This window comes from Hymenobacter sp. 102 (assembly GCF_049949205.1).
In the GTDB taxonomy this organism is placed as follows: domain Bacteria; phylum Bacteroidota; class Bacteroidia; order Cytophagales; family Hymenobacteraceae; genus Hymenobacter.
In genome coordinates this window covers 2,523,460-2,537,729 of sequence record NZ_CP188172.1, presented here as the reverse complement: position 1 = coordinate 2,537,729, position 14,270 = coordinate 2,523,460, and the positions used below count along the sequence as shown (strand labels likewise).

At 62.0% G+C, this 14,270-nt stretch carries 10 protein-coding genes and 1 tRNA gene; 3 read left to right on the top strand and 8 right to left on the bottom strand.

Features of this window, described 5'->3' with window-relative positions:
• Positions 1–112: 112 nt before the first annotated feature.
• The 6 genes from ACN19L_RS10870 to pheS form a co-directional block, all read right to left on the bottom strand.
• Positions 113–2,413, bottom strand: coding sequence for a GH92 family glycosyl hydrolase (locus tag ACN19L_RS10870; protein ID WP_426493502.1), 2,301 nt, complete (start codon positions 2,411–2,413; stop codon positions 113–115).
• Positions 2,414–2,453: 40 nt separating this feature from the next.
• Positions 2,454–4,781: a glycoside hydrolase family 20 protein gene (locus ACN19L_RS10865; RefSeq protein ID WP_426493501.1), complete on the bottom strand. Its 2,328-nt coding sequence runs from the start codon at positions 4,779–4,781 to the stop codon at positions 2,454–2,456.
• Positions 4,782–4,884: 103 nt separating this feature from the next.
• A complete protein-coding gene (locus tag ACN19L_RS10860; protein WP_426493500.1) occupies positions 4,885–5,907 on the bottom strand; it encodes a N(4)-(beta-N-acetylglucosaminyl)-L-asparaginase in 1,023 nt (340 codons plus the stop codon).
• A 222-nt stretch (positions 5,908–6,129) separates the two neighbouring features.
• A tRNA-Asn gene (locus ACN19L_RS10855) sits at positions 6,130–6,206 on the bottom strand.
• Between the two features lie 96 nt (positions 6,207–6,302).
• The gene (locus tag ACN19L_RS10850; RefSeq protein ID WP_426493499.1) at positions 6,303–6,743 is read right to left on the bottom strand and encodes a Rieske (2Fe-2S) protein; all 441 of its coding nucleotides are present in this window, start codon (positions 6,741–6,743) and stop codon (positions 6,303–6,305) included.
• A 147-nt stretch (positions 6,744–6,890) separates the two neighbouring features.
• Positions 6,891–7,928 carry a phenylalanine--tRNA ligase subunit alpha gene (pheS, locus tag ACN19L_RS10845; protein WP_426493579.1) on the bottom strand — a complete coding sequence of 346 codons (1,038 nt, stop codon included), beginning with the start codon at positions 7,926–7,928 and terminating at the stop codon, positions 6,891–6,893.
• 285 nt (positions 7,929–8,213) lie between these two features.
• On the opposite strand from pheS, the gene ACN19L_RS10840 reads away from it, so the two are divergent.
• The 3 genes from ACN19L_RS10840 to ACN19L_RS10830 all read left to right on the top strand — a co-directional run bounded on the left by ACN19L_RS10840 (position 8,214) and on the right by ACN19L_RS10830 (position 10,105).
• A complete protein-coding gene (locus tag ACN19L_RS10840) occupies positions 8,214–8,756 on the top strand; it encodes a hypothetical protein (protein ID WP_426493498.1) in 543 nt (180 codons plus the stop codon).
• A 113-nt stretch (positions 8,757–8,869) separates the two neighbouring features.
• A complete protein-coding gene (locus ACN19L_RS10835) occupies positions 8,870–9,211 on the top strand; it encodes a hypothetical protein (protein WP_426493497.1) in 342 nt (113 codons plus the stop codon).
• Between the two features lie 234 nt (positions 9,212–9,445).
• A complete protein-coding gene (locus ACN19L_RS10830) occupies positions 9,446–10,105 on the top strand; it encodes a hypothetical protein (RefSeq protein WP_426493496.1) in 660 nt (219 codons plus the stop codon).
• A gap of 94 nt (positions 10,106–10,199) precedes the next feature.
• Here ACN19L_RS10830 and ACN19L_RS10825 read toward each other — a convergent pair whose 3' ends face one another.
• Together ACN19L_RS10825 and ACN19L_RS10820 are read right to left on the bottom strand one after the other, a co-directional pair.
• Positions 10,200–11,477, bottom strand: a complete 1,278-nt coding sequence (locus ACN19L_RS10825) for a M16 family metallopeptidase (RefSeq protein WP_426493495.1) — start codon at positions 11,475–11,477, stop codon at positions 10,200–10,202.
• A gap of 105 nt (positions 11,478–11,582) precedes the next feature.
• Positions 11,583–14,132, bottom strand: coding sequence for a SusC/RagA family TonB-linked outer membrane protein (locus tag ACN19L_RS10820; protein ID WP_426493578.1), 2,550 nt, complete (start codon positions 14,130–14,132; stop codon positions 11,583–11,585).
• Positions 14,133–14,270 lie beyond the last annotated feature (138 nt).

Genomic DNA, 14,270 nt, shown 5'->3' with positions numbered 1-14,270 from the left:
AGTTGGGAAGTGGAAGTGGGAGCTGCCCGGCAGAGCCAAAGCAGCGTGGGGGCTGATGTGAGTATAACAGGTCCGCTGAAGCCTTCAGCAAGCTGGGCGCGCGGGGCTGTGCCTATAGCACCGACCGGGGCCGGTCGGCGGGCGGTACGCCCCAGGTGGGGCTGGGGCCCGGGCCCATTTCGAACGTTAGCGTGCCGCCCTGCAGCAGGTCCTGGTGCGTAATGTAGGATTTCGGGTAGGCTTGCCCGTTACGCTTCACGGCCTGAATGTACTTATTGGCCGGGCTGTTGTTTCGGGCTTCAATGGTAAGCGTTTTACCAGCGCCCAGCCGGATGATAGCCCGCTCCACGGCCGGGCTGCCAAACACATAGGCTCCGTTAGCCGGATTTAGCGGGTAGAAGCCCAGCGCAGACAGCACGTACCAGGCCGACATCTGCCCCATGTCCTCGTTGCCGATGATGCCGTCGGGTCGGGTCGTGTAGAAGTTCTCAGTAATAAAGCGCACCTTCTCGGCCGTTTTCCAAGGCTGGCCCACGTAGCTGTAGAGGTAGGGAATGTGGTGGCCCGGCTCGTTGCCGTGGGCGTACATGCCCATCAGCCCCGAAATATCCGGCGAGGCTTCCGCACCCAGGCTGCCCTGCACCCGAAACAGGGAATCCAGCTTCTGCGTGAAGCGCTGCTCTCCGCCCAGTAGCGTCATCAGGCCCTCCACATCCTGGGGCACCAGCCAGGTGTACTGCCAGGCGTTGCCCTCGGTGAAGTCGCTTTTCATGTGCACCGATTTGAACGGGTCGAAGGGCGTACGCCACTCGGTCTGGGAAATCCGGCCGCGCATGAAGCCGGCTTTCTTGTCGAAGTAGTTCTGGTAGTTGCGGGCGCGCTGGCTGAAGTAGGCGTAATCGGCCTGCTTGCCCAGTTGGAGGGCCATCTGGGCAATGCACCAGTCGGCCAACGCATACTCCAGGCCTTTCGACACACTTTCCACTTCCTCATTGGCCGGAATGAAGCCCCGGGCCTTCACGGCTTTCAGCCCGAACTCGTCGCGCATAGCGGTGGCTTTTACGGCCTCGTAGGCCAGGTTGGCATCAAAGCCTTTGAAGCCTTTCAGGTACGCATCCACCACCACGGGTACGGCGCTGTAGCCCACCATGCAGTTGGTCTCGTTGCCCATCAGGTGCCACACGGGCAGCTTGCCCTGCTGCTGGTATATGGCCAGCATAGAGTTCACCATGTCATTCACCCGCTCGGGCTGCAGCAGGGTAAACAGCGGGTGGGCGGCCCGGTAGGTGTCCCAGAGCGAGAAGGTGGTTAGGTTGGTGAAGCCGGGGGGGCGGTGCACCCGCTTGTCAGTGCCCCGGTAGTCGCCGTTGTGGTCGTTGAATACGGAAGGCGCCATCAGGGTGTGGTAGAAAGCCGTGTAGAAGATTTTGCGGCGCGTCTCATCGGCCTCAATCTGCACCTTCTGCAGCTCCCGGTTCCAGGCGGCATCGGCCTGCGCCACTACTTTCGCGAAGTTCCAGTGCGGAATTTCAGCCCGGATATTCGCCAGCGCACCTTCGGTGCTGACGGGCGAAATGCCCACCTTCAGCTTTACTTTGTCGCCGGCCTGGGTACTGAAAGTGAGCACGCCCTTGAGGCGGTTGCCAGTGGCAGCGGGCCGGGTGTTGCCCAGCGTATCGAGCACCTGCACGCTGCTGAAGCTGCGAATGGGCCGGGACACGATGGCCGCGAAATACAGGCGCTGATCCTCGGCCCAGCCTTTGGAGTTGCGGTAGCCGATGAGGGTGCTGTCGTTGAACTGCTCGATGTGCGTATCGGTGGCCAAATCCCAGCCGATGCCCTGCTGCAGATCAAATACCACGTGGGCGGCCTCGGATTGGGGAAACGTGTACTGGTGAAATCCCACCCGCTCGGTGGCCGTCAGCTCCGCCCGGATATCGTAGCGTTTCAGGCGCACGGCGTAATAGCCGGGGCGGGCCTCTTCTTCCTTATGCGAGAAAAACGACAGCAGGCCCCGCGCCGGATTGTTTGCCCGGCCCTCCAGCACGCGCACTGGACCGGTAGTGGGCATCACCGTCACGTCGCCCAGGTCGCCGATGCCGGTGCCGCTCAGGTGAGTGTGGGCAAACCCTACAATGGTGGAATCGGAGTAATGGTAGCCGGAGCACCAGTCCCAGCCCTCGGTTACATTCACCGGCCCCAGCTGCACGGCCCCGAACGGCACATTCGCCCCCAGAAACACGTGTCCGTGCCCGCCCGTGCCAATGTGGGGATTCACGTAGCGCGTGAGGCTGGATTCCGGGGCCTTGGCTGTTACCGCTGACGTACTGGCCGGCTGGGTGCGGGTGCAGGCGGCCAGCGCGCAGCTGAGTGCCGTAGCTGAGAGAAAAAACCGATTGAAAAGAAGATGCATACGTTGGTATTTGAGAAACAAACCCGACCAGAACGCCCCACTACTGCACTGCAATTTCATCCACGAACAGCCAGGTATCGGGCTTGGCTGCGCCGGGAGCCTGGGCGTTTTTGGCGGTAATGCGGACAAACCGGGCCGTGGTTTTTTTCAGGTCGGCCCGCACCTCGCTAACCGTGGGCTTGGCCTTGTCTGCCAGGGCCGGAACGGGTGTCGAGTACGCCGGTCTGTAGGTTTTACCATCCTCCGATACGGCCACTTCCAGGTGGGTTGGCAGCAGAATGCCGGAGCCGGCGGCCCGCAAAAAGGTGCTCGTAACAGTGCTGATTTCAGTAGGCGTTTGCAGGTCCAGCGTGGCCACCAGGTCGGAGCCGTAGAAGCCCAGCCACTGCCCGTCGGCGTGGTTGGTGGAGCCTTCCTGCCCGTCAACTAACGTGAAAGTGCCGCTACCCCGGTAGTTCTTGTGGGGCTCGTTGGCTAGCATTACGGGCGTAGCAAAGGCTTTGTGCAGGCGCAGCTCCCGGGTCGTGACTTTGCCCATCAGCTTACCATCTTCAAAGGAAGCCGCCTTGATAACGGCCGAGCTGGATACCGGGAACGGCTGGGTGTAGCGCTTTGACGAAGCCGTGGGCGCGGAGCCATCCAGCGTGTACCTGATTTGCGGGCCGGCGGCATCTATGTGCAGCGTAACCAGCGTCGTGCGCCGGGCAGGGTCGAGGGTGAGCTGCGGGCGTACGTTGAAGGCGCTGGGGGCGTAATTGATGCCCCAGGCCGCGTAACGGCGGTACTGCCGCTGCATCCGCTGCTGGAAATCGGGCCAGTTGCGCCGGCGGGCGGGCGTCCAGAGCACCTCTGCCAGCGCCGACATGCGGGGAAACGCCATGTACTCCACCTGTTGCTCCGTAGGAATGTACTCCGTCCAGAGGTTGGCCTGCCCGCCCAGAATATACTGCTGCTCAGTGGTCGTCAGCTCTTTCGGGGTGGGCTCGAAGGTGTACACCTTCGAGAGCGGCAAGTAGCCACCGAAGGCCAGTGGCTCCAGTTCGGGCGGGCCCTGGTAGTGGTCGAAATAGGCGTGGGAGCCGGGGGCCATTACCACGTTGTGCTGCTGCCGGGCCGCCGTAATACCGCCTTCCTGCCCCCGCCACGACATTACGGCCGCGTTAGGGGCCAGGCCGCCTTCCAGAATCTCATCCCAGCCGATGATACTTTTGCCCCGGGAGTTGACGAATTTCTCCATACGCTGCACGAAATAGCTCTGCAACTCGTGCTCATCCTTCAACCCTTCGGCCTGCATGCGGGCCTGGCACTTGGGGCAGCTGTGCCAGCGGGTTTTAGGTGCTTCGTCGCCGCCGATGTGCACAATTTTGCCCGGAAACAGGGGCATTACCTCCGCCAGTACATCCTGCAGAAAAGTGAACGTCTGCTCGTTGCCGGCGCAGAAAATATCATCGAACACGCCCCAGAGCCGCTCCACCCTGAACGGCCCGCCCGTGCACGACAGCTCCGGGTAAGCGGCCAGCGCCGCCACGGCGTGACCGGGCATCTCAATTTCCGGCACCACCGTGATGTAGCGTTCCTGAGCATAGCGCACCACCTCCTTAATCTGCTCCTGAGTATAGAAACCGCCGTAGCGGAGGTTGTCGAACTGGTGGGGCTGGTCGGTGTAGTGGCCGATGAGCGTGCCGTCGCGCCAGCCGCCCACGGAGGTGAGCTTGGGATACTTCTTAATTTCAATACGCCAGCCCTGGTCATCGGTGAGGTGCCAATGGAAGGTATTGAGCTTGTGCCGGGCCAGGTAGTCGATGTACTTCTTGACGAACTCCACCCCGAAGAAATGACGGCTGACATCCAGGTGCATGCCGCGCCACTGGTAGCGGGGCTTATCCGTTATTTCCACGGCGGGCAAGCTCACGGCCGTTGCTCGCTGGGCAGGCAGCAGCTGCCGGATGGTCTGCAAGCCCCGGAATACTCCCTGAGCATGGCCGGCCTCCAATAACACCTGCATGGGCTGCACGCTGAGTTGGTAACCTTCCGGGCCCAAACTATCGAGAGCAGACCGTAGTGTTAGCCGGATGCCGCCAGTCTGCGGTTTGCCCGGCGTAGCGGCCAGTATCCGGGGCCGTATGCCCGCAACTTGCTGAATATCCTGACTCAGTGCTGCACCGATGCGGCGGAGCTCCTCATGTTTGGGGTCGATGTAGATACAAGTGGCCGCCGTAACGGCAAAGCCTCCGGTCCCGGCCGAGAGGCGCATGGGCTGCGGAATAATAGCGACGGTAGCCGGGTTAGTGGCTGGCAACTGGGCTTGAGCGGGCCCCCCACCCAGCAGCAACGATACTGCCAGTAGCAGCCATATTTTCTTATTCACTGGAATAATGCGGTAAATACGGTGAACGGATACCAGCTGCCTGTAGCGGCAGAAAGCCGCGGCCCCTTTTGCCTCCATCGTAACCAGAAGGGGCCGGGAAACCTCATTGCAGCAGATACGCTGCCTCAATGAGCTGCTGCTGATTCTGTGCATCGCACACGGCGTAGCTGAACCCTTTCTGCAGCGCAAAAGCCCCGTGCTGACCCTGGGCGCTGATGGCAATAAAGCACACTTGAATGTCCCGGGCTTTATCCCCTTTAATCTGGGCCACGCGCTCCACGGCCGCCCGGCAGGCTGCTTTCGGCGACATACCCTGGCGCATCATTTCCACCACCGTGTGCGCTCCGGCAATGCGAATCACGTCCTCGCCCTGACCGGTAGCCGCCGCCGCACCCACGGCATTATCCACAAACAGCCCTGAGCCGATAAGTGGGGAGTCGCCGAGGCGGCCGCGCATTTTGAAGCCCATGCCGCTGGTAGTGCAGCTGCCACTGAGGCGGCCCCGCGCATCCTGGGCCAGCATGGCAATGGTATCGTGGTTGTTGGCTCCGCCCACCGGGCCGGTTTTGCGGGTGCCGGAGTTTTCAATGTTGATGACGGGCTTGTACTGACTGGTTTTCAGCCATTCCCGGTATGCTTTTTCTGCGTCAGAGCTAAGTTTCTGAGGTTCCAGCGGGAAACCCTGAGCCAGGGCAAACTGCTGGGCCCCTTCGCCCACCAGCATCACGTGCGGCGTGCGCTCCATCACGCGCCGGGCCACGCTAACGGGGTGCTTGATGCGCTCCAATGCCGCCACGCTGCCGCAGTTGAACTGGTCGTCCATAATACAGGCATCCAGGGTGACAATGCCTTCCCGGTCGGGGTTGCCACCCAAGCCCACGCAGCAGTTCTGCGAGGCTTCTGTTACCATTACACCGGCTTCCACCGCATCCAGGGCCCGGCCACCTGCGCTGAGCACTTTCCAAGCCCCCAGATTAGCCGCCAACCCGGTGTCCCAGGTAGAAATAACCAAGGGTTTACTCCTTACTGCAACCGGAGGCAGGCTAAGGGCTTTCATGGATGGACCGGCTACCAGCGTGGCCAGGCCAGCCGCGGAGGAAGTGAGAAACGTACGGCGAGTAGGCATGCAGGAGGAGAGTCAGTGGGACTTCCTCAAATAAACTGATTTTCAAAGGATGTTGTGCCTCACCCCAGCCAACTAGCAGTGCACGCCACCTACCGCTGCATGTCCGGCATAATTCTTATCCATCACCCAAGGCCGGTTACCCATACAACGGACAATACCGAATTCCGTGGGATGAGCTGAAAACAAAAAAAGTCCGCCGGGTAGGGCGGACTTTCTAGATTGTGGCGCTCCCTCCTGGGCTCGAACCAGGGACCCTCTGATTAACAGTCAGATGCTCTAACCGGCTGAGCTAAGGAAGCGGTTATGGCGGCGGTGTTTTGCCGTTGCTGGTGCAATATTAGGGCAAACTTTCGGAAGCTGCAAACATGTGTTTTGAAATTTTTTTGACAATTTCTCTAGTTCGTGATTGTCAAAGTGTTGCCGGAAAGTGCCGTGCGGTATTGTCGTAACGGGCGAGCAGCCGGGCCGCCCTGGGGCTGCCCCTGCAAGCTGAACTGGGAGTTGCAGCAGGGGTCGAAAAGCCGCAGAAAGGGCTCAATTTTTACCCTGGCACAGGTATCGAGGGGTTGGTAGGGGCAGTTGCGCTCAAAGGCCAGGTAGGTGCTGGCGTTCTGGCGCACCACAACAATGCCGCGCACCCCTCCCTTCACGTACACGGCACCGTTGTCAAAACGCAGGTTGCTGTTCTGCTGATCCGTGAGGAAAAGGACCTCATTCACAGCCGCCAGCGGAATTTGCGGCTGGGCATCACCCGAGGATGAGCAAGCCGATACGGCCCCGCCCCCTACTGCCAGCAGGCCGAGAGCTACTCCTAAGTGTGAAATGCGAGATGCCATATATGCAAACGTGCAAAAGTGTGAGTAGTAACGCTGGTTCCCGCTGGATAGTACAGGAGTACGAGCCGACGGCAGTGGTAACAATCAAGCCGCTCTCTGGATGTATCCGGAAAGCGGCTTGCGTAAGTTGAGGCAGGTAAGGTGAGCTTACTGCACGCCTTCAAACTGGCGCAGGAAGCGGGCGTCGTTTTCGGTGAACAGGCGCAGGTCCTTAATCTGGTATTTAAGCATGGTGATGCGCTCAATACCCATGCCCCAGGCGTAGCCCGAGTACCGCTCCGGGTCGATGCCGGACTGTGCCAGCACGGCGGGGTCCACCATGCCGCACCCGCCAATCTCAACCCAACCGGTGCCTTTACAGATGTTGCAGCCCTTGCCCTTGCAAATCAGGCAGGTAATGTCAATTTCGGCGCTGGGTTCAGTGAAGGGGAAAAAGGAAGGACGAAACCGCACCTGCATATCCTGCCCAAACAGCTCCTGCACGAAGTAATACACCGTCTGCTTCAGGTCGGCGAAGCTCACGTTTTCATCCACGAACAGGGCTTCCACCTGATGGAACATCATGTGGGCCCGGGCCGATATGGCCTCGTTACGGTACACCCGGCCGGGCATGATGCTGCGGATGGGTGGCTGCTGCGACTTCATCACGCGTACCTGCACGGGGCTGGTGTGCGTGCGGAGTACCCACTCGGCTTCGCCCGGCTCCCGGCGCACGAAGAACGTGTCCTGCATGTCGCGGGCGGGATGATTTTCGGGGAAGTTAAGGGCGGTGAAGTTGTGCCAGTCGTCCTCAATTTCGGGCCCTTCGGCCACGTTGAAGCCAATACGGGCCAAAATGCGCACAATCTCCTCGCGCACCAGGCTCAGCGGGTGGCGGGTGCCCAGGGCCTGGGGCACGGTGGGCAGCGTATAGTCGAAAGTCGGGTCGGCGGGGGCGTTGGCGCTGGCCGCTTCCAGCTCCTGCTGGCGCTCCTCGAAGCGGGACTGAGCCAGCTGCTTCAGCTGGTTCAGCTCCTGACCCACGGCGCGACGGTCCTCCTGGGGCACCGTTTTCAGTTGGTCGAAAAGATCGGCCAGCTGGCCTTTACGGCCGGTATAGGCAATCCGGAACTGGTCGAGCTGCTCGGCCGTGGTGAGGTCGTAGGCGGAAATTTCGGCCCGTACGCGGGCAATGGCATCCTGCATCATTGTGCAAAGGTAACCTGATTATGGGTTGTTCTAAAGTGCCCGCCTTGGCCGGCGCATATTCACCACCCAAGTCTGGCTGGGAATTTCGGGGGAACAAAAAAAACCGGATTACTCCCCGTTACGAGCTGTTTTAGGGGCGTTGATGAAAAATTGGTACGGTTGCTGCAAAGCCAGCTACCACACCCGGCTGAGTACACTGTACGTGGGGCGCCACCCGTCAGTAGCCGTTGCGAGTAGCCTGCTGTGGGCAGGTAGCGTATTCACTTTTTGATTTGCCTTTCGATGAAACGGTTTCTCTTCGCCGCAGCGGTTGCTGCCGCCTTCCTTAGTGCGCCCCAGGCTCAGGCCCAGTCTACCAAAAAAGCGACCAAGCCCGCCAACACCAGCGTGGCCCCCGCCGCCAGCACCGCCCCAGATGACTGGGGCTGGAACGATGCGCCCATTTCCGCGTCGGCCGCTGCTTCGGGCTGGGAGGTACCCGGCGCCGAAACAGCCACCGCGCCAGCCAAAGACCCCATGATGGAGTCGTCGGGCGTGATGCTGGCACCGGGCATGAACACGGCCCCGTACCGGGGCACCAGTACCGACTACCACGGCCGCCCCATTGCCAAGCCTAAATCCAAGCGGCCCCGTTCCGTGGAAGTTGCCCAGGATGACCCCATGATGCAGTCCTCCGGCGTGATGCTGGCCCCGGGTATGAACACGGCCCCGTACCGGGGGGTAAGCACTGACTACCACGGCCGCCCTCTACGCAAGCCTGTGGCCGCTACCACGGCTGCCGCAGCTCCGGCCGCCGACAACTCGACGATGGCCGCCGGCTGGTAATTACACGGTTGAGCTAGCCGGAAAAACTGCCCGCCTGGCATAGCCCCCGGCGGGCAGTTTGCGTATGCGTTCCAAGCTAAGCATCTGGGCAAGCGTTGTTTAGCTGGCAAGCTATGAAGACGAGACTGTATTGCGTAGGTTTGATAAGCCTGATCTGGTTTAGCACAGCTGAAGCGGCCTGGGCCCAGCACGCCCGGCCTGCCGCCCGCTCTAAGGCGGCGTATCATCGTACCGCCAGCACCCGTACCAAAGCGCGGGCCGGAGCCTACGCCCGCTACGACCGGAGCAACCGCCGCGACGAGGAAAACCTGAAGCTGGCACCCGGATTTCGGCTGAATATGCCCAGTCCTCCTACCACGGATTATATGGGTCGGCCGTTGAAAAAGAAGCCCGCCAAACCCCGGGCCACCACTATATCGGCTGAGGGTGGGGCCACGCCGGCGCGTCGACCCTGACTGGGATAGTGTGTTATCTGGTTTTGAGGGGCTGCCGCGTACCAAAATACCTGAGCCCGGCGTTAGGGTACTACGCAGGCGGTAACCCTCAAACAGCGTGAAAGTTGGCCGAATTGGCCGCTGGTGGGAACTTCCTGCTTGCGCCTACGTTTGGGCAAAATGTGTGGCGGGGGTTTCGGACCCGCACGGGGTGCCGTACCTTTGCGGTAAGAAGCTGCTTATTATTCTGTTCCAATGACTCGACAATTCCTCCCGCTGCTGCTGTTAGGCGGCGTATTGATAGCCGCTCCGGCGGCAGCGCAGAAGAAAAAGGCCGATGATGGCTGGGGTTCTTCTGATGGTTGGGGCGCGCCGGCTGCCAAGCCCGCCGCCAAAAAAACTACTGCCACCAAAGCAGTTGCTCCCAAGGAAACAGTAGCCCCAGCCGCTATGGCCCCGGCTACTCCGGCTCCGGCCGCCGCCCCCGCGGGTGGCGAGTGGGGCGCGGCGGGTAGCGCCGCCGGTGGTGGGGCTGCTGCCGCTTCTTCGGTATCTGAGCAGCAACCCATCGGAGCCAGCCTGGCTCCCGGATTCTCGGCGGCTCCCTCGCGCCGCGTCACTACCGATTACCGGGGCCGCCCGTTGGCACCGTATATCCGCCGCTCGGTGCGCGCCTCCGACCCCGTGCCGCCCACGCCGGCCCCGGCTCCCATCGTAGCTCCCGAGCCCGAACCGGCTTCGGTAGCGGCTGAGCCAGTAGCAGCTCCCAAGGCATCGGCCAGCGCGGCCGGAGCTTCGGCCGGCACGAAAGCTGGTGGCAGCACCGCCACCAAGAAAGCGGCTGCTCCCGTGAAAAAAGCCGCGCCCAAGAAAAAGGTCGATGACGGCTGGGGCAGCGGCGGCAGCGGCTGGTAAGCCCTCGTTACCCGGTTAGTAACATCGTTAGCAACACAAACCCCCACCCGACTAATCGGGTGGGGGTTTGTGTTGCTGGGGTAGCGTAGGTTTATCAGGCTTCTACTGCTTCCTCCGTTGCTACGGGCTCGGTGACGGGCTGGGCCCGGTAGTAGAGTGTACTGCAATTGGTAGGGCGCAGTACCTCGCGGGCGGCGGCCAGCACCTGGGCGGGCGTAACGGCCTGCACCTTGGTGCTTTCTTCGTTTACCAGATTTGCGTTGCCCAGCAGCTTGCTGAAGGCCAAGTTCATGGCCCGGTTCAGCAACTCAATCTCGCTGAAGACGATGCTGACTTCAGCCTGGTTTTTCACCTTTTCCAGTTCCTGAGCCGAAATTTCGGCAGAGCAGAGTTCTGCCAGTACAGCTTCCACGGCGGCGTCAGCTTCTTCCAGCGTGACGTCGGCATTCAGCTTGCCGCTGATAACCAGCAGGCCCGGCTCCAGAGAACCCATCACGGAGGCCGAAATGGAGTTGAATAAGGACTGTTCCTTCACTAGCTGCTGGTAAAGGCGGCTCGATTTGCCCCGCCCCAGCACGTCCGACAGCAAATCGGCGGCGTGGTAGCCGGCCTCACTGCGCCCGGGCATGTGGTACACCTTATAGAGGGCCGACAGCGGCACCTCGGCCGATACTTCCAGAAAACGGGCTTCCTCCTGCCGGGGTTCGGGGGTAAGGTTCCGGTCGTAGCGGGTGCCGCCGGGGATGGGGCCGAACCACTTCTCCGCCAGCCGCTGGGCCTCGGCCACGGTCACGTCGCCGGCCACTACCAGAATAGCGTTGGCGGGAGAGTAGTGCTTGGCGAAGAAGTCGCGCACCTGCTGCATGGTGGCGTCTTCGATGTGGGCTACCTCTTTGCCGATGGTGGCCCACTGGTAGGGGTGGTGCTGGTAGGCCAGGGGGCGCAATTTCAGCCACACGTCGCCGTAGGGCTGGTTCAGGTAGTTCTGCTTGAACTCCTCCACCACTACTTTGCGCTGCACTTCCAGCCCGTTTTCGGAGAAAGCCAGGTTCAGCATCCGGTCCGATTCCAGCCAGAAGCCGGTTTCCAGGTTGGCGGCCGGTAGGGTGAGGTAGTAGTTGGTGATGTCGGGCGAGGTGAAGGCGTTGTTCTCGCCACCTACCAGCTGCAGCGGCTCGTCGTAGCTTGGGATGTTCACGGAGCCCGAAAACATCAGGTGCTCGAACAGGTGGGCAAAGCCGGTGTGCGCCGGGTCTTCGTCGCGGGAGCCCACGTTGTAGAGCACGTTGAGCACGGCCATAGGCGTGCTGTGGTCTTCATGAACGATGCAGCGCAGGCCGTTGGCGAGGGTGAATTCTTCGAAATGAATCATGCGGGGTAAGCAGGGAGAAAAACGGCCGGACAGGTCGGCAAGGTACACAACCGGCCGTCCAAAACAGAAGTTTCCGACGGCCGGCCACCACTATACGCGGCTACCTTACAAAGTAGCCCGCACGCCTACCAGGAACGTGCGCGCTACCGGGTACGCCCCCACATCCAGCCCCACCTGCTGGTTGTCGGAGCCGGCGGAGCTGACGTTGGGGTCGAAGCCCCGGTAGCGGGTAAGCACCAGCAGGTTCAGGCAGCTGGTCCAGAACTGCACGCTGCGGGCGTCCTTCTCCCACACCTTACAGCTGAGCGTAATGGCAGACAGCCGCACGTGGTTGCCGGATTGCAGGGTGTAGTCGCTGAACGCCGGCAGATTGGTGCCCACCACCGGCACTTCGGTATCGGGGTTGACGGGCGTCCACCGGTCGAGTACCCGGCGGGAGGCGTTGGTCAGGCCACTGGTGGCATCCAGGTACAGCAGGTTGGTATTATTCATCTGGTAGCCAAACATGCCATCGGCCTGGAGCTGCGCCTCAAACCGGCCCAGCGTGAGCTGCTGACTGAAGCTGAGTAGCTGCTGGGGCAGGCCGCTGCCCAGGGGCTGCCGGTCCTGGAAATCAACCTGCCCGTCGCCGTTCACATCCTGGTAGCGCAGGTTGCCGGTAGCATCGAGGCCCTGGGTGCGGAGGCCGTAGAAGGGGCCGAGGGGTTGCCCGTCGAGGGTGCGCTGGTAGGGTTGGAAATAAGCGGTTGGGCTGGCCGCCTCAAAGCGGTTGCGGTTGGCGGCGGCGGCCAGCCGGCTCGTACCTTCCACCCGACCCGCCCGCCAGCTGCTCCGTAGCGTCAGCTCCAGGCCGGTGTTGCGCACGTAAGTATCCTGCGCAATACCCGGCAAGGTCAGCCGGCCCGATGCGTACGTGGTGCTGCTGGTGCGGCGGGCGTAGGCCTGGGCCGTGGCGGTGAGGCGGCCGTTGAAAAGACCGGCTTCGAGGCCCGCATCCAATTGCCGGGTTTGCTCGGGCAGGAATACTGATTGTCGTTGCGTGAGGTTACCCAGATTCGGTATTAGTACCAGAAAAGAGTTGCGGCCGTAATTACCTGCTCCCGAAGTCCGGCCCCACCCCACCCACACATCCAGCTGGCCGGGAGCTGTGGTCCAGAAGTTCTCCCTGGCGGCGTGCCAGCGCACCTGCGCCCCCGGCAGCCAGCTCCACCGGTCATCCAAGGCAAACGTGCTGTTGGCGTCGCGGCGCAAGGTGCCTTTCACCTGATATTTCTCCGCAAACGTGTAGCCCGCCGTGAGCTGGTAGAAGTTCAACCGCGCCTGTTCCAGACTGCCGCTGCTGCCACTCGCCCCCGCAGAGCCAGGCACGTAGCTGTACTGCTCGGTTGTCGTTTCCCGGTCCTGGCGCATGGCTTCCAGACTGGCCGTGACGGCGTGCCGCTCGCCCCCGAAGCTGTGGGCGTAGCGCAGGGCCGGGTTCAGCACCCATTGCTTGTAGGTGAAGCGCAGGTTGCCATTCTCGCCCGCCGGGAAAGAGGAAAACGCCGGCTGATACGAGCGGCTGCGCAGCGTAGCCTGCTCCAGACTGCCGCGCACGTCCAGCGTCAGGCCGGTCGTTAGCTCGTAGCGCGCCCCCAGTTGCGCCAGCAGCCGGTGCTGCTCCGGGGCTTGGTAGCTTTGGCGGGCCTGCTCCACGGGATTCACGTAGTAGCCGGGGCGCGGATTGTCCGTCGTGGATTGGGTGGGTGGCGTGAGCAAAGCATCCTGTAAAGCATAATACGCCGGTACCCGCTGCTCCATCCGGGCGAAGCTGCCGGTACCATCCAGCTGCAGGCGCTGACCGATGCGCTGGTTGAGGGCGGCGCGGGCGGCGTAGCGGCGCAGGCGGGAGTTCAGCACCACGCCCTGCTGGCCCAGGTAGTCGGCGGCGGCGTAGTAGCGGGTGGCGGCCGTGCCACCCGCGAGGCCCACATGGTGCTCCTGCACGGCAGCCGTGCGCAACAGCTCGTCCTGCCAGTCAGTGCCTTGGCCGAAGGCATCCAGCTGCGCCGCCGAGTAGGGGGCGGGCTGGCCGTTGCGGTCGGCGGCTTCGTTGCGCAGCAGGGCATACTCGCGGGCGTCCAGCAGCTCGTAGCGGTTGCGGGCCTGCTGTACACCGCCGTAGCCGGCGTAGCGCAGACGCGGCTTGCCGGCCTGGCCCCGCTTGGTGGTGATGCGGATAACACCGTTGAGGCCCTGGGAGCCGTAGAGGGCGGTTTCGTAGGCCCCTTTCAGCACTTCCACACTGGCAATATCCTCGCTCGGAATACTCAGCAGCGGGTTGTTGTCCAGCTCCTGCACCTCGGCCGGTACCACATTTATCGATTGGCTGTTACCCCGGACTTCCCCGCGAAACGTGTGCTGAAACACCGGCACCCCATCCACCACGTACAGCGGCTGGGCGTTGCCGGCCAGGCTGGCCGCCCCCCGAAGCCGGACCGCCACCTGCGCCCCCGGTGCCCCCGAGTACGGCGTGGCCTGCACTCCGGCTACCTGACGGAGCTGCTCCTGGATTGGGAGGAGGGGGTGTAGATTGGCTGAATACGTAATTTGAGCATTAGGTTGTCCATCTGCGAATCCCGCAACTAAGCATACTATTCGGCCTGATAAAGACATTGAAATACTCTCCCTTATAGAATCCACCGGCGGTAATACCACCGCCGCGCGGCGCGGGTTGAGCGTATCCGACTGTTGGGCCTGGGCGGCCAGCGGGAGCGAGAAGAGAAATCCGAAGGGTAGGAATCGATTCATATG

Coding starts and splice junctions, on each gene's coding strand:
- ACN19L_RS10850 (WP_426493499.1), bottom strand. CDS start 6,743: ATGGCATCTCGCATTTCACACTTAGGAGTAGCTCTCGGCCTGCTGGCA.
- pheS (WP_426493579.1), bottom strand. CDS start 7,928: ATGCAGGATGCCATTGCCCGCGTACGGGCCGAAATTTCCGCCTACGAC.
- ACN19L_RS10870 (WP_426493502.1), bottom strand. CDS start 2,413: ATGCATCTTCTTTTCAATCGGTTTTTTCTCTCAGCTACGGCACTCAGC.
- ACN19L_RS10820 (WP_426493578.1), bottom strand. CDS start 14,132: ATGTCTTTATCAGGCCGAATAGTATGCTTAGTTGCGGGATTCGCAGAT.
- ACN19L_RS10830 (WP_426493496.1), top strand. CDS start 9,446: ATGACTCGACAATTCCTCCCGCTGCTGCTGTTAGGCGGCGTATTGATA.
- ACN19L_RS10840 (WP_426493498.1), top strand. CDS start 8,214: ATGAAACGGTTTCTCTTCGCCGCAGCGGTTGCTGCCGCCTTCCTTAGT.
- ACN19L_RS10835 (WP_426493497.1), top strand. CDS start 8,870: ATGAAGACGAGACTGTATTGCGTAGGTTTGATAAGCCTGATCTGGTTT.
- ACN19L_RS10860 (WP_426493500.1), bottom strand. CDS start 5,907: ATGCCTACTCGCCGTACGTTTCTCACTTCCTCCGCGGCTGGCCTGGCC.
- ACN19L_RS10825 (WP_426493495.1), bottom strand. CDS start 11,477: ATGATTCATTTCGAAGAATTCACCCTCGCCAACGGCCTGCGCTGCATC.